Below are 17,813 nucleotides of genomic sequence, written 5' to 3'. Positions count from 1 at the left end.
CTGGCCGATGCGCCACGCTCAACCGGAGAAGACGCCATGAAGAACGATCTGCCTGAACTTGCCGCCCTGACGTCGTTGCTGAACGAGCAGCGCGCCGCCTACCTGCGCGCGCCGTATCCCGACTGGGAAGCGCGCGCGAAGCACCTGCGCGCGCTGCGCACGATGCTGATCGACAACGCCGACGCGCTCGCCGACGCGATCAGCGCGGACTTCGGCCATCGCGCGAAGCAAGAGGTGCTGCTGTCGGAAATCTGGATGGCGAAGGAAGAGATCGACGACGCGCTGAAGCACGGCAAGCGCTGGATGAAGCCGATCCGCAAGCCGATGAACAAGTGGATGCATCCCGCGCGCGCGCAGGTGATTCCGCAGCCACTCGGCGTGGTCGGGATCGTCGTGCCGTGGAACTATCCGGTGCTGCTCGCGGCCGGCCCGCTGATCTGCGCACTCGCGGCCGGCAACCGCGCGATCGTCAAGATGTCCGAACTGACGCCGCGCACGTCCGCGCTGTTCGAGCAACTGATCGCGAACACTTTCTCGCGCGATCACGTCGCGGTCGTGAACGGCGATGCGGAAATCGGCGCCGCGTTCAGCACGCTGCCGTTCGACCATCTGCTGTTTACCGGTTCGACGCAGGTCGGCCGGCACGTGATGCGCGCGGCGGCCGACAACCTCACGCCCGTCACGCTCGAACTCGGCGGCAAGTCGCCCGCGATCGTCGGGCCGAATGCGCGCTTCGACGCGGCGGTCGACGCGATCGTCGCGGGCAAGACGCTGAACGCGGGCCAGACCTGCATCGCGCCCGACTACGTGCTGCTGCCGCGCGGCATGGAAGGCGCGTTCATCGAGCGCGCGCGGGTGCGGCTCGCGAAGATGTATCCGGATTTCGCGCACAACGCCGACTACACGACGATCGTGTCCGACCGCCATTTCGCGCGGTTGCAGCAGCTTGCAAGCGACGCGCAGGCGGCCGGCGCGCAGCTGTATCCGCTTGCCGACGCGTCGTCCGATCCCGCGTCGCGCCGCTTCGTGCCGTGCGCGGTCACGCACGTGAACGCGGGATCGCAGCTGATGCAGGAAGAGATCTTCGGGCCGTTGCTGCCGCTCGTGCCGTACGAACGGCTCGACGAGGCGATCGCGTACGTGAATGCGCGACCGCGGCCGCTCGCGCTCTACCTGTTCGACGAAGACGGCGGCACGGTCGATCGCGTGATGCGCGAGACCGTGTCGGGCGGCGTGTCGGTCAACGAGACGCTGATGCACATCGCGTGCGGCAGCCTGCCGTTCGGCGGCGTCGGCGCGAGCGGGATGGGCGCGTATCACGGCCACGACGGCTTCGTGACGTTCTCGAAGATGAAGCCGGTGCTGACGCAGGCGCGCCTCAATGCGCGCAACCTGCTCGCGCCGCCGTACGGCAAGCGCTTCGCCGCGCTGATCAAGCTGATGCTGAAGTTCTGATGCGGGGCAAAGCGGGCCGCGTGCCCGCTTTGCGGACGTCTGCCGGCGCACGGCCGCGCCGGCGCGCATCCGTCACACGGGCCAGAGCGGCCCTTCCTGCATCGCGCCGATCTGCTCGCGCAACTCGAGCACGCGCGCTTCCCAGTAACGATGGGTGTTGAACCACGGGAACGCGGCGGGAAACGCGGGATCGTTCCAGCGCCGTGCGAGCCAGGCCGCGTAGTGAATCAGCCGCAGCGTGCGCAGCGCTTCGATCAGGTGCAGCTCGCGCGGCTCGAATTCGCAGAAATCCTCGTAACCGGCGAGCAAGTCCGCGAGCGCACGCGACGCGCCCGCGCGATCGCCGGGCAGCAACAGCCACAGATCCTGGATCGCGGGCGCCATCCGGCTGTCGTCGAAATCGACGAAGTGCGGCCCCGCATCGGTCCACAGCACGTTGCTCGGATGGCAGTCGCCGTGCGCGCGCAGCAGGCGGATCTCGCCCGCGCGTTCGAACGCGGCCTCGACGCCTTCGAGCGCGAGCGTGACCGCTGCCTCATATGCAGGCCGTACGTCGTCCGGAATGAAATCGTGCGCGAGCAGGTAGTCGCGCGGCTCGTAGCCGAACGTGCGGATGTCGAGCACGGGCCGGGCCGTGTACGGCTCGGTCGCGCCGACGGCGTGGATGCGGCCGATGAAGCGGCCGAGCCATTCGAGCGTGTCGCTGCGGTCGAGATCGGGCGCGCGGCCGCCGCGGCGCTCGAAGATCGAGAAGCGGAAGCCGTCGTACGCATGCAGCGTGCGGCCGTCGAACGCGCGCGCGGGCACCGCCGGAATCTCGCACGCGACGAGTTCGGCGACGAATGCGTGTTCTTCGAGGATCGCATCGTCCGACCAGCGTGCGGGACGATAGAACTTCGCGACGATCGGCGGGCCGTCTTCGATGCCGACCTGGTAGACGCGGTTTTCGTAGCTGTTGAGGGCGAGCAGGCGCCCGTCGGTACGCAGACCGGCCGGCATCAGCACGCTGTCGAGCGCATCGAGCACGCATTCGGGCGTGAGGCCGGCAAACGGCGGCCCGGCCGGGGAGGCTGCAGCGGAGGTGACTTCGTTCATGCCCCGCATTGTGCCGCCAGCCGGGCCGAAAGACGAGCGCTCAATGCAGCGCCGCGCCAGCCGGCAATACGGATTCGCCGGTGTCGATCAGGTCCTCGAGAAAGAACGGCTCGGTGTTGAGTTCCTTCGACTCGCCCGGTACCCCCGCGTACCAGGTCACCATCGCCATGTCGCCCAGGATGCGCTGGACGATGCCGCGTGCGCCCTTCGGCACCGCGATATGGGTAGTGCAGACAATCGACCCGACATGCATGATGTTTCCCCACTCTTGATTCTTGAAACCCGGCCAAGCAGCACGGCCGGCAAATGCACGACACGCGCGCCGCCTGCCTGGCGGCCGCGCGTATCCCATTGTTCCCGGTTTATCGAAGCGCGAAAAGAAGAAGAAGCGGGTAAAGTGCCGCGAATTCGTCGAATGTCTCCAATCAACCACTGCGCCGCCCGCGCAGTTGCACGGGCGACACCCCCATCATACCCTGTCGAATGTGACCGTCCGCCGAACCGGGCCGACCGGCTTCGGCGCACGCGATTTCCGCAACCGGCGTATCGTTGGCCTTTTGCCGTGTTGCCTGGAGATTTTGCGTGACCGTTCGTTCCGGCACGACATCGCCCACCCCGCCCGCAGTTGCCCCCTCAATCGCCCCCTCAATGGCCCCCTCAATGGCCCCCGAAGTTACCCCCGACATTGCCCCCACTTCCGGCATCTATCTCGAGCGCGGTTCGCGCAACTACTGGCGTGCGAGCCTCGCGCTGCTGTTCGCGGGCTACGCGACGTTCTCGCTGCTGTACTACGTGCAGCCGCTGTTGCCGGAATTCTCGAATACGTTCGGCGTAAGCCCCGCGCAGAGCAGCCTCGCGCTGTCGTTCTCGACCGCCGCGCTCGCGCTCGCCGTGTTCGTCGCGGGCGTCGTGTCCGAAGGACTGAGCCGCCACCGGCTGATGACCGCATCGCTGGCGCTTGCGTCGCTGCTCACGATCGTCGCCGCGTGCGCGCCGCACTGGCACCAGATGCTCGTGCTGCGCACGCTCACCGGGCTCGCGCTCGGCGGCGTGCCGGCGGTCGGCATGGCCTATCTCGCCGAGGAAGTGCATCCGGACGGACTCGGCCTCGCGATGGGCCTTTATGTCGGTGGCAACGCACTCGGCGGAATGGCCGGACGCGTGATCGCCGGCGTGCTCGCCGACCTGTTCACGTGGCGCATCGCGGTCGGCACGATCGGCGTGCTCGGGCTCGCGTCGGCGCTCGCGTTCCGTGCGCTGCTGCCGCCGTCGCGCCACTTCACGCCGAGCCGCGGCCTCGGCTTCGCGCAGCATCGCGCGGCGCTCGCGCGACACCTCGCCGGCCGCCGAGAATTGCCGGTACTGTTCGCGCTCGGCTTCCTCCTGATGGGCGGCTTCGTCACGCTGTACAACTACATCGGCTACCGGCTGCTCGCGCCGCCGTATTCGATGAACCAGGCGACGATCGGCGCGATCTTCGTCGTCTACCTGGCCGGCGTCGTCGCGTCGCCGTGGTCCGGTCGCATGGCCGATGCGCTCGGCCGCGGCCGCGTGCTGATCGCCAGCATCTGCATCATGCTGGCGGGCGTCGCGCTGACGCTGCTTCATCCGGTCGCCGCGATCGCACTCGGCATCGCGTGCGTGACGTTCGGGTTCTTCGCCGGCCATTCGATCGCAAGCGGCTGGGTCGGCCGCCTCGCGACGCAAGGCAAGGGCCAGGCCGCCGCGCTGTATCTGCTCTCGTACTATCTCGGCTCGAGCATTGTCGGATCGCTCGGCGGCCGCTTCTGGAGCGCGAGCGGCTGGCCGGGCGTCGCGGGCCTCGTTGCCGCGCTGCTCGCCGCCGGCCTGACCGCAACGCTGTGGCTGCGCGGCCGCGAGCGCACGGGCCACGCATGATGCGTTCGCGCCGGTTGCCACGACAACCGTTCCTGCGTTACCTTTAACGCTCGTTCGCATTCAACCGCATTCCGTGACGATGCCTTTGCTCACGCACCCCGTTTCGATGTCCCGGCCGCCGCTCGACGCGCGGCTGCGGGCGTGCGCGCATCCGTCGGCACCGCCTCCTCCTGTCGATCCGCCGCTCGTCGGCGCGGCGCCGCCTCCTCCGGCGGCGTGCGCCGGCTGACTGCCGGCTCCGTTTTTTCCGCTTCCATTCGCCAGCGTGCCATTCGTGCGTCGTGACGCACGGCACGGTGCGTGCGCGCATGGAACGTCCTTATTCGTTCGACAGGTGGATTCAGATGGTTTCGTTCAAACGCGCGCTCGCCGCGCATGGGGCGACGTCGCTCTTCGTGCTGCTCTGGAGCAGCGGGGCGATCTTCGCCGAACTCGGTCTGCGGCATGCGTCCGCATTCGTCTTCCTCACCGCGCGCTTCGCGCTTGCATCGCTCGTGCTGCTCGCGCTGGCCGCCGCACGCGGGCGCTGGCTGCCCGCGTGCGGTGAGCGGCGCATCGCGGCCGTCACCGGGCTGCTGATGATGGGGGGTTATTCGATCTTCTATCTGCTCGCGCTCGAACGCGGGATCGCGCCCGGCATCCTCGCGACGATCCTCGGCGTGCAGCCGATCCTCACCCTCGCGATCGTCGAGCGGCGCTGGCAGCCCGCACGCGTCGCGGGGCTCGGGCTCGCGCTCGCCGGGCTCGCGCTGATCGTCTGCCGCGGCACCGGCGGCTCGGCCATGCCGGTCGCGGGCATCGCCTGCGCGCTCACCGCGCTCGTCGCGCTGACGGCCGGTGCGCTGCTGCAAAAACGCGTGCGCTCGGCGCCCGCCGACGTGTTGCCGCTGCAGAACGCGATCGGGCTCGCGCTATGCGCGGCGATCCTGCCGTTCCGGCCGATCGCGTTCGAGACGACCTGGGCGTTCGTGGTGCCGCTCCTGTGGCTCGGCATCGTGATCTCGGTCGTCGCGCAGCTGCTGTTCTATCGCCTGATGCAGCGCGGCGATCTCGTCAACGTGACGAGCCTGTTCTATCTCGTGCCCGTCGTCACCGCGCTGATGGATGCCGTCTGGCTCGGCAACCGTCCCGAGCCGCTCGCGCTCGCCGGCATCGGCGCGATCGTCGCGGGGCTCGCGCTCGTGTTTCGCGCGCCCGCTGGGCGCAGTTGACCGGGCGGGCCACCTCGAAAGCAGCGGGAAAGCAATGTGCAAGGATTTCGTCTTGCTCGCGACCGATGTCGGCGTTTCGTCGCGTTTTCCGCTGCTTTTTTAATGGTTCGGATAGCGAAAAGCATGCGGCGTTATCTATACTCGAACTGACCACCCTTCCCACAATCGGGTCGGATCAAGACGAAAATGCCAAGGCATGGGAGACACGCATGACCACCTATTTCACGATCGGTGACTTCATCCTGCTGATTCCGATGGCGCTCGCCGGCGCACTGTTCCTCGGTTCGGTGCCGTGTGCGACCAATTTCCGCCACAACCTGCTGCGCGTGCTGGGCGCGATGCTCGGCGTCGGCGTCGCGTTGCTGCTGGTCGAAGGCCTGCCTGCGCTGATCTAGCGGCGCGTCACGGCGCGCCGTTTCGGCGCAGCGGCAGAACGGCGGAACGGCCGTCAGGCACGATGCGGCGGCCGTATCGCGCGCCGCATCGAATACCGGTCAGATCGCCTGATCGGTGGACGGCTTTTCCCAAAGATTGATGCCGCCTTCCGTTGCGTAACGATCGATCTCGGCGAGCTCCTCGGCCGAGAATTCGAGGTTGCGCAACGCCCCGACGTTTTCGCGCACCTGCTCCGCGCGGCTCGCGCCGATCAGCGCGGACGTCACGCGTCCGTTGCGCAATACCCACGCCAGCGCCATCTGCGCGAGGCTCTGCCCGCGCTGCGCGGCGATTGCGTCGAGCCGGCGCACCTGCTCGAGATTGTCCGCGCTCAGGTGCCCTTCCTGCAGCGAACCGCCGCCCGGCTTGTTTACGCGCGCGTCGGCCGGCACGCCGTTCAGGTATTTCGACGTCAGCAGGCCCTGCGCGAGCGGCGTGAACGCGATGCTGCCGGTGCCGATCGCATCGAGCGTGTCGAGCAGTTCGTGCTCGACCCAGCGGTTCAGCAGGTTGTACGACGGCTGGTGGATCAGCAGCGGCACCTTGTACTCCGCGAGCAGCTTGGCCATTTCACGCGTCTTCGCGGCCGAATACGACGAGATGCCGATGTACAGCGCCTTGCCCTGCTGCACGGCCGATGCGAGCGCGCCGGCCGTTTCCTCGAGCGGCGTATGCGCGTCGAAGCGGTGCGAATAGAAGATGTCGACGTAGTCGAGCCCCATCCGCTGCAGGCTCTGGTCGAGGCTCGCGAGCACGTACTTGCGCGAGCCGCCACCGCTGCCGTACGGCCCCGGCCACATGTCCCAGCCGGCCTTCGTCGAGATCAGCAGCTCGTCGCGATACGGCTTGAAATCCTCCCTGAGCAGCCGGCCGAAGTTGGCTTCTGCGCTGCCGTACGGCGGCCCGTAGTTGTTCGCGAGATCGAAGTGGTTGATGCCGAGATCGAACGCGGTGCGCAGGATCTCGCGCTGCGTCGAAATCGGCGTCGTATCGCCGAAGTTGTGCCACAGGCCGAGCGACAGCGCGGGCAGTTTGAGCCCGGATCTGCCGCAGGTGCGGTATTGCATGCCGGCGTAACGTTCGGAAGCTGCTTCGTAGGCCATGGGTATTCCCGTCAGGACGTCGATGGAGCGCGCCGGTTGCACTCGGGGTGTGCCGGCGGCGAAGGAAGTGCAGGACGGTTATGGTAGCGAACGCGGCGCGCCCGTGCTCGACGATGGACGCGGCCACGACGCTCGCCTACACTGCGGCGTCTCGATTCACCGTTTCAGCGAGGTTGGTATGTCCCGGGTCATCTCGGTTGCGCTGCTCGTCGGCGGCGTCGTGTTGCTGTATTTCGGCGGCCAGTCGTTTCATTCGATCAACGACAATGTGTCGCGCTTCTTCACCGGCTCGCCCGCCACGAAGACGATCCTGCTGATCGCCGGCGGCGGCGTCGCATCGCTGATCGGCCTGATCGGCCTCTCGATGCCTGGCGGCAAGCGCTGACCTTATCCGGCGGGTCGATGTGTCGATGTGTCGATGTGTCGATGCGTCTCGGCAGCCGCCGCGGCCCCGCCGATGCAGGCTTGCAGCAGCCGCCGGAAAGCGGCGCTCAGGTACTGAACGGCGTCAGAACGGCACTTCCGGCTTCGCCGCCGAACGCGTACCCGGAACCGGCCGGTTGCTTTCGCCGTGGTACGTGAACACGAGCGAGAACTTCACCTGATCCGACAGGTTCTGGCCTGCCGAATGCAGCGTGTTGCAGTGAAAGAACACGACGTCGCCCGTGTTCAGCGGCGGGCACGTCGCCGCATCGATCATCTTCCTGTTCTCCGCGAGATCGCCGCGGAAGAACTTCGCGTCGTCGAACGCTTCCGGCCCGAATTCCGCGGTATGCGAGCCCGGCACCAGCCACAGCGCACCGTTTTCGTTGGTTTCCGGCCCCAGCGCGACCCACGCCGACACCATGTCGGCCCGCTCGAACGCCCAGTAGCGGAAATCCCGGTGCCAGCCCGTCAGGCTGCCGTACGCGGGATGCTTCGTCATCATGCAGTTGTGATGCGCGCGCGACAGCACGGGCCGTTCGCCGAAATATTCACGCATCCACGCGCTGATCTCCGGCGCTGTCGCGCGCTCGGCGAATGCCGGATCGCGCTCATACGCGTCGAGCAGGCGCCGCACCGTGTGGCCGCCGGGCGCATGCTTCGACTCGGGCGCGCCCGGATAACGCAGATCGGCCTCGAACTCGATCGGCTGCGCCGCCTCCTGCAACTGACGCTCGGCAATGCGCTTCAGTGCCGCGCACTCGTCCGCGCCGACGAGGCCGCGGGCGATGACGAAGCCGCGTTCGCGCAGTTCCGCAACCTGCGCGCGAATCGATTCCGACTGCAATGAAGACATGGGACGCTCGATGTATTTTTTGTGAATGTTCCGATTGTAAAACGGCGCCGGATGGCGCGCGAAGCACCAATGTCGTGCGCAGGGAAATGCACGCCGGCGATTTGATCCTGCGCAAGGGAACTGTGCGCCGCCGCGCGTGCCTCAGCGACAGGCGGTATATAACCGAGGCCTTGTCGCACAAGGGTTATCCGCGACTTTTGCCCGTCACGAAAGCGCTGTAGCCTGTCGCGGCCTGTCAGTTCTGGCGGGCGCGGCGCGCAACGAGATTGGGTACCATGCGTTGCGCCATCCGAGGCCGTTACATACCAGTGCGCTCGCCAAGGGCGCCATCATTTCGAGCAAAGCATCGTTCACATGCCATTCCGTCTGACTTCCCGTCTCAGCCGCGCTGCGAAGCGCGTCGTGCCGTCCGCTCCCCTTCGCCCGCTGCGCCATCACCGCGCACGTGCGCAGGCGCTCGCCGAGCAGACACAGCCGCACGCCCGGTTCGACGGCATCCGCGCGTGGTTCCACGCGTTCTTCTCGATGGTGAGCACGCAGGCGTTCGCACGCCGCGCCGGCCTGCGCTCGCTGCTGCAGAAACCGTCGTCGCTGCGCGCGCTCGCGCTGCGCCGCGCGAACGGCCCGCAGCGCCGGATCAACCGCCCGCGGCGGCTCGCGGCCAGCGATGGCTGGTTCGCGTTCGCGGCACGCTGATCGCGCGGCGGGCAAGCCCGCTACGCGACGCCCGCGCGCTGCCATGGGCGGCACGCGCGGCAATAAAAAACCCCGGCATGGCCGGGGTTTTTTGTTTCGTGTGACGAACGCTTACGCGACGCGCACTGCCGGCTCCACGCCAGCCGCTTCGGCCAGCACAAGCGCCTTGTCGGTCGCTTCCCACGAGAATTCCGGCTCTTCGCGGCCGAAGTGGCCGTAGGCAGCCGTCTTCTCGTAGATCGGGCGCAGCAGGTCGAGCATCTTGATGATGCCCTTCGGACGCAGGTCGAAGTGTTCGCGGACGAGTTGCGTGATCGTCGCGTCCGACACGCGGCCCGTGCCGAACGTGTTGACCATCACCGAGGTCGGCTCGGCGACGCCGATCGCGTACGACACCTGGATCAGCGCGCGCGACGCGAGGCCGGCCGCGACGATGTTCTTCGCGACGTAGCGGCCTGCATAGGCAGCCGAACGGTCGACCTTCGACGGATCCTTGCCCGAGAACGCGCCGCCGCCGTGCGGCGCAGCGCCGCCGTACGTATCGACGATGATCTTGCGGCCGGTCAGGCCGCAGTCGCCCTGCGGGCCGCCGATCACGAACCGGCCGGTCGGGTTCACGAGGAACTTGATGTCGCCCTTGATCAGGTCGGCCGGCAGCGTCGGCTTGATGATTTCCTCGATCACGGCCTCGCGCAGCGCGGACAGTTCGATGTCCGGCGCGTGCTGGGTCGACAGCACGACGGTGTCGATCGAGTGCGGCTTGCCGTCGACGTAGCGGACCGTCACCTGCGACTTCGCGTCCGGACGCAGCCACGGCAGGCGGCCGTCGCGGCGCAGGCTGGCCTGGCGCTCGACGAGACGGTGCGACAGATAGATCGGCAGCGGCATCAGTTCCGGCGTTTCGTCGCACGCGTAACCGAACATCAGGCCCTGGTCGCCCGCGCCCTGATCGAGGTTGTCGTCGTGCGCGCGGTCGACGCCCTGCGCGATGTCCGGCGACTGCTTGTCGTACGCGACGAGCACCGCGCAGCCCTTGTAGTCGATGCCGTAGTCGGTGTTGTCGTAGCCGATGCGCTTGATCGTGTCGCGCGCGATCTGGATGTAGTCGATGTTGGCCGTCGTGGTGATTTCACCGGCCAGCACGACGAGACCCGTGTTGCACAGCGTTTCGGCCGCAACGCGGGAATATTTGTCCTGCTCGAGGATGGCGTCGAGAATCGCGTCCGAGATTTGGTCCGCGACCTTGTCCGGATGGCCTTCGGAGACGGATTCGGACGTGAAGAGATAATCGTTAGCCACTTTGTTCAGGCTCCTTGTTGGTTACGGTTGGTTTCACGTAGCCAGCTTCGGTTAGCCTGAAGCGGCGACGCTTTAGCGGATTACCAGTACCGGGGCGGCGCGCTTCGCGCCAACCGGCTTCGCCCCGCAAGTTGTCAGTTAACTCGGCGAAGCCCGTATTATAGCGGCTTTCCAGAATTGTCACAGAGTGCCGCCCGTGCTGCATTTTTCGCTGCCCCTCACCCCTGCTCGCCACATGCCGGCTCGCCCGATCCACGGAGGTTCCGCATGCTAGGCCGCCTCGGCACGTCTCTCGCCATCGGCTTCCTGAAGCTGCTCGCGCGCCTGCCTTATGGCTTGACCGCCCGGTTCGGCGACGGGCTCGGCTGGTTGCTCTATCAGATCCCCAGCGGGCGAAAGCGCATCGTACACACCAATCTGAAGCTCTGCTTCCCCGACTGGAGCGACGCACGCCGCGAGGAAGTCGCCGGGCTGCATTTCCGCCATGCGATTCGCAGCTACGTCGAGCGCAGCTATCAGTGGTTTGCGTCGGAAGAAACCTACCGCAAGCTGTTCACGGTCGACAGCCAGGTCGATCTCACCGACCCCGACATGCCGCCGACCCTGCTGCTCGGTTTCCACTTCGTCGGTATCGAAGCCGGCTCGATGGCGATCAATCTGGCGCTCGGCCGCACCTGCGGTTCGCTGTACACGCCGATGAAGAACCCGGAGATCGAGGCTGCGGCCAGGGCCGGCCGCAGCCGCTTCGGCGCGGAGCTGGCAAGCCGGGCCGACAGTGCGCGCGTGGTGCTGCGCTGGCTGCGCGACCGCAAGCCGGTGATGCTCGGCGCCGACATGGACTACGGGATGCGCAATTCGACCTTCGTACCGTTCTTCGGCGTGCCGGCCTGCACGCTGACGGCCGTCGGCCGCTTCGCACAGGTCGGCCACGCGCAGGTCCTGCCGTTCATCGGCGAGGTGCTGCCGAACTACAAGGGTTACCGGCTGAAGGTGTTCAAGCCGTGGGCCGATTACCCGACCGGCGACGACGATCTCGACGCACGCCGGATGAACGAATTCCTCGAGGAACAGATTCCGCTGATGCCCGAGCAGTATTATTGGGTCCACAAGCGTTTCAAGACCCGCCCGCCGGGCGAGCCGAGCCTGTACTAGCACGCATTGGCCGGCGTACGCCGGCCGCGGCGCCTGTCGCGGCGAATCAAGTCCGCGCGTGGGCCCGAACCACCTTCGGCATGCCCTTCGCGCGCGCTTGCCAGAGATCGTACGCAGCCTGCTGCGCGAGCCACAGATCCGCGCGCCCGCCGTTTTCCTCGCCGAGCCACCCTTCGATGCGCAGCGCCATTTCCGGCGAAATACCGGCGTGGCCGTTCAGCACGCGGGATAGCGCCGCGCGCGTCACGCCAAGCTGCGCCGCAGCCTCGGTGACGGTCAGGCCGAGCGCCGGCAGCACGTCGTCGCGCAGCGTTTCGCCCGGATGCGGCGGGTTGAAGATGCGTGTCATGCGTCTGAATGACCTCAGTGATAATCCTGGTAGTCGACCAGCACGGCGTCGGGCCCTTCGAACCGGAACGTCAAGCGCCAGTTGCCGTTCACGCTGATCGCGTAGTACCCGACCAGCGCACCCTCGAGCCGGTGGAAGCGCCAGCCCGGCACGTTCATGTCCAGCGGCGTGCTCGCCACGTCGAGCCGGGCAAGCTGGCGCCGCAACTTCGGCGCATGATCGGGCCGGATGCCCGCCTTGCTCCCGCTCAGAAAAAACGCTTCCAGTCCCTTGTGCTGCCATGACTTGATCATGGACCTCCTACACTCGAGTTGCGGTGGCCGTCGGCCTCGCCTGTATAGCGTATAGCCACACTATACGTCTCACCTGGTTGAACTGTCAAATGGCGTGGAATCGGCTTCGAATCGACGCGTGCAAACAGCCTAAGATCGGCGCACACGCCGTCACAAGCCGGCCGATCGGCCAGCGCGACACCTTCGCCGGACTTCCCGCACGCTCGCGCACCCCGTCCGCACGGGACGGCCGTGACGGCTGCATGTATCATTCGCGGTTGAGATCAGCACGACGAACCCGCCCGCCCGGCAACGCGCCGCGACGCGCCCGCCGCGCTGAGCCCCCTCTATTTGCAATGGAATTCCGGGACCAGTGAAGCTTTCGTTCACCAAGATGCACGGCGCCGGCAACGACTTCGTCGTGCTCGACGGCTACTCCCGCGCGCTGCCGCCGCTCACCGAAGCGCAGGTGCGCGCGCTCGCCAACCGCCATTTCGGGATCGGCGCCGACCAGTTGCTGGTCGTCGAGAAACCGACCGTCGACGGCGCGGATTTCAAGTACCGGATCTTCAATTGCGACGGCGGCGAGGTCGAACACTGCGGCAACGGCGCGCGCTGCTTCGTCAAGTTCGTGGTCGACCGGCATCTGACCGACAAGCGCAGCGTGCGCGTCGAAGTGATGAAGGGCCTGATCACGCTGACGATGCAGGAGAACGGCGAGGTCGTCGTCGACATGGGCGCGCCCGTGTTCGCGCCGGACCTCGTGCCGTTCGACACGGCCGGTCCAGGCGCGGCGGGCCTCGAAGGCCGCCAGGACGGCCGCGACACGTTGTGGCCGCTCGACGTGAACGGCGAGACGCGCTGGATCTCGACCGTGTCGATGGGCAACCCGCACGCGGTGCAGGTGGTCGACGACGCCGAAGCGTATCCGGTGCTCGCCGAAGGCCCGCTGATCGAACGTCACGTGCGCTTTCCGCAGCGGGTCAACGCCGGCTTCATGCAGATCGTGTCGCCCCACGAGGTGAAGCTGCGCGTCTACGAGCGCGGCGCGGGCGAGACGCTCGCGTGCGGCACCGGCGCATGCGCGGCGGTCGCGGCCGGCATCCGGCGCGGCCTGCTCGAAACGCCTGTCACGGTGCACACCCACGGCGGCACGCTGACGATCAGCTGGGACGGCGCACGCGACGAGTCCGCGCCGATGATGATGGCGGGCCCCGCCGCAACCGTCTTCGAAGGCGAGATCGACCTGGCCGTCTGACCCTTTCCTTGTCCTGATTGAACGCTCCCGTCAAATGAACGATCGCGAAGTCGCCGACTACCTGCTCGCCAACCCCGAATTCTTCGCGCGGCACGCCGAACTGCTCGCCACGATCCGGCTCGCGAACCCGCACGGCAAGGCGGCAATCTCGCTGCAGGAACGGCAGATGGAGATGCTGCGCGACAAGAACAAGCATCTCGAGCGCCGGCTTGCCGAACTCGTGCGCTACGGCCACGAGAACGACAGCCTGTCCGCGAAATTCAGCCGCTGGACCGCGCGCGTAATCGCCGAGCGCGATCCGTACGCGCTGCCGCGCACGATCGCCGACGGCCTCGCCGACGTGTTCGACGTGCCGCAGACCGCGCTGCGCGTGTGGGACGTCGCCGACACCTACTCGCAGGCCGACTTCGCGCGCCAGGTCGGCGAAGAGGTGCGCCTGTTCACGAACGGGCTCGCGACGCCGTACTGCGGCGCGAACACGGGCTTCGAGGCCGCGCAGTGGCTCGCGCCCGCGGTTGCCGCGTCCGCGAATGCGACGGACGGCGGTGATGGGGCCCCGTCCGGCGACGGCTCGGCCACGTCGGTCGCGCTGCTCGCGCTGCGCGCGCCGCTGGCCGCCCCTGACGCACCCGCGTTCGGGCTGCTCGTGCTCGGCTCGCCGGACCCGCGCCGCTTCCACGACGGGATGGCGACCGATTTCCTCGCGCAGATCGCGACGCTCGCGAGCGCCGCGCTGACGCGCCTGCTGCCGCACTGATTCGCACGCCGCACCACATGACCGACGATCCGATCGCCGCGTACCTGTCGAACCTGAAGCACGTCAGGAAGCTGTCGGATCACACGCTGCGCGCTTACACGCACGAACTCGACGAGCTGAAGAAGCTCGCCGCGGGCCGCCCGCTCGAGACGCTGGCCGCGGCCGACGTGCGCGGCGCGGTCGCCCGCGCGCATGCGGGCGGGCTCTCCGCGCGCTCGATCTCGCACCGGCTGTCCGCGTGGCGTGCGTTCTACCGCTGGCTCGCCCAGCGCGTCGAGCTGCCCGCGAACCCGGTCGCCGCGGTGCGCGCGCCGAAGCGCGCGAAGACGTTGCCGAAGGCGCTGTCGGTCGACGACGCATCGGCGCTGATGGACGCGCCGCTGCCCGCCACGACCGAAGGCATCCGCGACCACGCGATCCTCGAGCTGTTCTACTCGTCCGGCCTGCGCCTCGCCGAGTTGATCGGGCTCGATGTCAGGTACACGGAGGCCGATGGCTACCGCTCGGCCGGCTGGCTCGACCTCGCCGAAGCCGAGGTGACCGTGCTCGGCAAGGGCAACAAGGAACGCAAGGTGCCGGTCGGCCGCAAGGCGATCGATGCGCTGAACGCATGGCTCGCGGTGCGTGGCGAGTTCGTGAAGCACGACCCGCATCCGCTGTTCCTGTCGGTTCGCGGCAACCGGATGTCGCCGGGCGTCGTGCGCGAGCGCGTGAAGCGCGCGGCGCTCTCTGCAGGCATTCCGGCGCACGTCCATCCGCACGTGCTGCGCCACTCGTTCGCGACGCACGTGCTGCAGTCGAGCGGCGACCTGCGCGCGGTGCAGGAGCTGCTCGGCCACGCGAGCGTCGCCGCGACGCAGGTGTATACGTCGCTCGACTTCCAGCACCTCGCGAAAATTTACGACAGCGCGCACCCGCGCGCGAAGAAGCGCGACTGACGCGCGCGTTTTCCGTTTTTACCCGCCGCGCCCGATGACCGGACGAAGTCCTCGCGGGACGCGGCCCATTTCGATCAAGCCATGCAAACCGTCACACTCAAACCGTCGAAGGACAAATCGCTGCTGCGCCGTCATCCGTGGATCTACGCGAACGCGATCGACCGCGTCGACGGCAAGCCCGCACCCGGCGCGACCGTCATCGTGCGTGCGCACGACGGCCGCTTCCTCGCGCGCGGCGCGTACAGCCCGCAATCGCAGATTCGCGTGCGCGTGTGGAGCTTCGACGAGAACGAACCGATCGACCACGCGTTCTTCAAGCGGCGCGTGCAGCGCGCGGTTGCGCATCGCAACACGATGGTCTCGGGCACGGGCGCGGTGCGGCTCGTGTTCGGCGAGGCGGACGGGCTGCCGGGGCTGATCGTCGATTACTACGTCGAAGACTCTGGCGGCGAATCGCCGCGCGGCCAGCTCGTCTGCCAGTTCATGGCGACCGGCGTCGAAGCGTGGAAGGACGCGATCGTCGCGGCGCTCACCGGCGCGACCGGCTGCCCGAACGTGTACGAACGCTCGGACGTATCGATCCGCGACAAGGAAGGCCTCGAGCAGACGACCGGCGTGCTCGCGGGCGACGCGCCGCCCGCGACGCTGATCGCGAACGAGAACGGCGTGCGCTACCACGTCGACGTGCCGAACGGCCACAAGACCGGCTTCTACATCGACCAGCGCGACAACCGCGCGCTCGTCACGCAGTACGCGAACGAGCGCGACGTGCTGAACTGCTTCTGCTACACGGGCGGCTTCTCGCTCGCGGCGCTGAAGGGGGGTGCGAAACGCGTCGTGTCGATCGATTCGTCGGGCGACGCGCTCGCGCTCGCGCAGCAGAACGTCACCGCGAACGGCTTCGACCCGGCGCGCGCGACCTGGCTCGACGCCGATGCGTTCAAGACGCTGCGCCGCCTCGTCGACGAAGGCGAGCGTTTCGACCTGATCGTGCTCGACCCGCCGAAGTTCGCGCCGACCCGCGACAGCGTCGACCGCGCCGCGCGCGCGTACAAGGACATCAACCTGAGCGGCTTCAAGCTGCTGCGTCCGGGCGGCCTGCTGTTCACCTACTCGTGCTCGGGTGCGATCGACATGGACCTGTTCCAGAAGATCGTCGCGGGCGCGGCCGCCGACGCGAAGGTCGACGCGCGCATCCTGAAGCGGCTCGGCGCAGGCGTCGATCACCCGCTGCTGTCCGCGTTCCCGGAAGGCGAATATTTGAAGGGCCTGCTGTTGCAAATCGTCTGATCGCCCCGATCTTCGCGGGCAGCCGTCCGCCGGCCCCTCTTTGCCCGGCGAACGATCAGCACGCCCGCCCGTCGTCCGGACGACGGGCGGGGGCTTGACAGATATGTTTCAATGAATGGTTGTGCGCCCGGCTACCTGGGCGCGACGCACATCCTGGTTTTGACCCCGATTCACGAACCACAGGCGACCGACATGGCCACTCCCGTCACCATCCTCACCGGCTTCCTCGGCAGCGGCAAGACGACGCTGCTCAAGCGCATCCTGAACGAACAGCACGGCATGAAGATCGCCGTGATCGAGAACGAGTTCGGCGAGGAGAACATCGACAACGAGATCCTCGTGCAGGATACGAACGAGCAGATCATCCAGATGAGCAACGGCTGCATCTGCTGCACGATTCGCGGCGACCTCGCACGCGCGCTCGGCGATCTGGCCGCGAAGAAGCGCGACGGCAAGCTCGACTTCGACCGCATCGTGATCGAGACGACCGGCCTCGCGAACCCGGGCCCGGTCGCGCAGACGTTCTTCATCGACAGCGAGATCGCCGACGACTTCCTGCTCGACGCAGTCATCACGCTCGTCGACGCGAAGCACGCGGATGCGCAACTCGACGAGCACGAAGTCGTGCAGCGCCAGGTCGGCTTCGCCGATCGGCTGTTCATCACGAAATCGGATCTCGTCGACGACCAGACCGTTGCCGATCTGAAGCATCGCCTCGTGCACATGAACCCGCGGGCGGCGATCAAGGTCGTGAACTTCGGCGACGCGGACATCAAGGAAATCTTCGACCTGCGCGGCTTCAACCTGAACGCGAAGCTCGAGATCGATCCCGACTTCCTCGCGGAAGACGAGCACGCGCATCACGGCCACGATCATGACCACGCGCATTGCGACCACGATCACGGCCATTGCGATCACGACCACGATCACGCGCACGGCCATCACCACCACGCGCACCACGACGACAAGATCAAGTCGTTCGTATACCGCAACGATCGCCCGTTCGATCCGAACAAGCTCGAGGATTTCCTCGGCGGGATCCTGCAGATCTACGGCGAGCGGATGCTGCGCTACAAGGGCGTGCTGTACATGAAGGGCGTCGACCGCAAGGTCGTGTTCCAGGGCGTGCACCAGATGATGGGTAGCGACCTCGCCGCGAAGTGGCTGCCGATCGAGAAGAAGACCAACAAGATGGTGTTCATCGGCGTCGACCTGCCGCAGGACCTGATCACGGACGGCCTCGACGCCTGCCTCGCCTGACGGTACCGGAGGCGGCGCAGCGCCGCCTCCGGCAAGGGTTTTGGCGTCATCGCTTTTTCGCGGTT

General features: G+C 67.3%; 19 protein-coding genes. 12 read left to right on the top strand and 7 right to left on the bottom strand.

Going from position 1 to position 17,813, the window contains the following annotated elements:
* The first annotated feature begins 36 nt into the window (after nt 1–36).
* On the top strand, nt 37–1,455 hold the full coding sequence (locus DID96_RS18750; RefSeq protein ID WP_124600770.1) for a coniferyl aldehyde dehydrogenase: 1,419 nt from the start codon (nt 37–39) through the stop codon (nt 1,453–1,455).
* 72 nt (nt 1,456–1,527) lie between these two features.
* On the opposite strand, the gene DID96_RS18745 is transcribed toward DID96_RS18750, so the two are convergent.
* Nucleotides 1,528–2,559 (bottom strand): serine/threonine protein kinase, encoded by a 1,032-nt coding sequence (locus DID96_RS18745; RefSeq protein WP_409333790.1) that lies wholly within the window; start codon nt 2,557–2,559, stop codon nt 1,528–1,530.
* 31 nt (nt 2,560–2,590) lie between these two features.
* Nucleotides 2,591–2,803 carry a hypothetical protein gene (locus tag DID96_RS18740; protein WP_004198969.1) on the bottom strand — a complete coding sequence of 71 codons (213 nt, stop codon included), beginning with the start codon at nt 2,801–2,803 and terminating at the stop codon, nt 2,591–2,593.
* A gap of 329 nt (nt 2,804–3,132) precedes the next feature.
* Here DID96_RS18740 and DID96_RS18735 point away from each other — a divergent pair, with 329 nt between their 5' ends.
* From DID96_RS18735 to DID96_RS18725, 3 genes are all read left to right on the top strand, one after another.
* On the top strand, nt 3,133–4,449 hold the full coding sequence (locus DID96_RS18735) for an MFS transporter (protein WP_409333789.1): 1,317 nt from the start codon (nt 3,133–3,135) through the stop codon (nt 4,447–4,449).
* Between the two features lie 344 nt (nt 4,450–4,793).
* Nucleotides 4,794–5,660: a DMT family transporter gene (locus tag DID96_RS18730; RefSeq protein ID WP_124600767.1), complete on the top strand. Its 867-nt coding sequence runs from the start codon at nt 4,794–4,796 to the stop codon at nt 5,658–5,660.
* Nucleotides 5,661–5,869: 209 nt separating this feature from the next.
* Nucleotides 5,870–6,055, top strand: a complete 186-nt coding sequence (locus DID96_RS18725; protein WP_124600766.1) for a hypothetical protein — start codon at nt 5,870–5,872, stop codon at nt 6,053–6,055.
* 99 nt (nt 6,056–6,154) lie between these two features.
* Here DID96_RS18725 and mgrA read toward each other — a convergent pair whose 3' ends face one another.
* Nucleotides 6,155–7,198 carry an L-glyceraldehyde 3-phosphate reductase gene (mgrA, locus tag DID96_RS18720; protein ID WP_124600765.1) on the bottom strand — a complete coding sequence of 348 codons (1,044 nt, stop codon included), beginning with the start codon at nt 7,196–7,198 and terminating at the stop codon, nt 6,155–6,157.
* A gap of 178 nt (nt 7,199–7,376) precedes the next feature.
* Between mgrA and DID96_RS18715 the strand changes: the two genes are divergently transcribed.
* Entirely contained in the window at nt 7,377–7,583 is a 207-nt protein-coding gene (locus DID96_RS18715) for a DUF3185 family protein (RefSeq protein WP_124600764.1), read from the top strand.
* Nucleotides 7,584–7,706: 123 nt separating this feature from the next.
* Here the strand turns inward: DID96_RS18715 and DID96_RS18710 are convergent, their stop codons facing one another.
* Nucleotides 7,707–8,477: a phytanoyl-CoA dioxygenase family protein gene (locus tag DID96_RS18710; protein WP_124600763.1), complete on the bottom strand. Its 771-nt coding sequence runs from the start codon at nt 8,475–8,477 to the stop codon at nt 7,707–7,709.
* 354 nt (nt 8,478–8,831) lie between these two features.
* On the opposite strand from DID96_RS18710, the gene DID96_RS18705 reads away from it, so the two are divergent.
* Entirely contained in the window at nt 8,832–9,173 is a 342-nt protein-coding gene (locus DID96_RS18705; RefSeq protein ID WP_124600762.1) for a hypothetical protein, read from the top strand.
* A 111-nt stretch (nt 9,174–9,284) separates the two neighbouring features.
* On the opposite strand, the gene metK is transcribed toward DID96_RS18705, so the two are convergent.
* The gene (gene metK / locus DID96_RS18700; protein WP_124600761.1) at nt 9,285–10,472 is read right to left on the bottom strand and encodes a methionine adenosyltransferase; all 1,188 of its coding nucleotides are present in this window, start codon (nt 10,470–10,472) and stop codon (nt 9,285–9,287) included.
* Between the two features lie 267 nt (nt 10,473–10,739).
* Between metK and DID96_RS18695 the strand changes: the two genes are divergently transcribed.
* The gene (locus DID96_RS18695; RefSeq protein ID WP_124600760.1) at nt 10,740–11,624 is read left to right on the top strand and encodes a lipid A biosynthesis lauroyl acyltransferase; all 885 of its coding nucleotides are present in this window, start codon (nt 10,740–10,742) and stop codon (nt 11,622–11,624) included.
* A gap of 46 nt (nt 11,625–11,670) precedes the next feature.
* On the opposite strand, the gene DID96_RS18690 is transcribed toward DID96_RS18695, so the two are convergent.
* Together DID96_RS18690 and DID96_RS18685 are read right to left on the bottom strand one after the other, a co-directional pair.
* Nucleotides 11,671–11,973 carry a HigA family addiction module antitoxin gene (locus DID96_RS18690; RefSeq protein WP_124600759.1) on the bottom strand — a complete coding sequence of 101 codons (303 nt, stop codon included), beginning with the start codon at nt 11,971–11,973 and terminating at the stop codon, nt 11,671–11,673.
* Nucleotides 11,974–11,987: 14 nt separating this feature from the next.
* Nucleotides 11,988–12,266: a type II toxin-antitoxin system RelE/ParE family toxin gene (locus DID96_RS18685; protein WP_124600758.1), complete on the bottom strand. Its 279-nt coding sequence runs from the start codon at nt 12,264–12,266 to the stop codon at nt 11,988–11,990.
* A gap of 352 nt (nt 12,267–12,618) precedes the next feature.
* Here DID96_RS18685 and dapF point away from each other — a divergent pair, with 352 nt between their 5' ends.
* The 5 genes from dapF (at nt 12,619) to DID96_RS18660 (ending at nt 17,748) form a co-directional block, all read left to right on the top strand.
* Nucleotides 12,619–13,503 (top strand): diaminopimelate epimerase, encoded by an 885-nt coding sequence (dapF, locus tag DID96_RS18680; RefSeq protein ID WP_124600757.1) that lies wholly within the window; start codon nt 12,619–12,621, stop codon nt 13,501–13,503.
* A 34-nt stretch (nt 13,504–13,537) separates the two neighbouring features.
* A complete protein-coding gene (locus DID96_RS18675; protein ID WP_124600756.1) occupies nt 13,538–14,260 on the top strand; it encodes a DUF484 family protein in 723 nt (240 codons plus the stop codon).
* A 17-nt stretch (nt 14,261–14,277) separates the two neighbouring features.
* Nucleotides 14,278–15,198, top strand: coding sequence for a tyrosine recombinase XerC (gene xerC / locus DID96_RS18670; protein WP_124600755.1), 921 nt, complete (start codon nt 14,278–14,280; stop codon nt 15,196–15,198).
* Between the two features lie 81 nt (nt 15,199–15,279).
* Entirely contained in the window at nt 15,280–16,488 is a 1,209-nt protein-coding gene (locus DID96_RS18665) for a class I SAM-dependent rRNA methyltransferase (RefSeq protein WP_124600754.1), read from the top strand.
* 111 nt (nt 16,489–16,599) lie between these two features.
* The gene (locus DID96_RS18660) at nt 16,600–17,748 is read left to right on the top strand and encodes a GTP-binding protein (protein ID WP_124600753.1); all 1,149 of its coding nucleotides are present in this window, start codon (nt 16,600–16,602) and stop codon (nt 17,746–17,748) included.
* The last annotated feature ends 65 nt before the right edge of the window (nt 17,749–17,813 follow it).

Origin of the sequence: Burkholderia sp. Bp8963 (assembly GCF_003854275.1) — a bacterium.
Lineage (GTDB): Bacteria > Pseudomonadota > Gammaproteobacteria > Burkholderiales > Burkholderiaceae > Burkholderia.
Note: the sequence above shows the minus strand (reverse complement) of the source record. Positions and strands in the feature narration are given on the sequence as shown.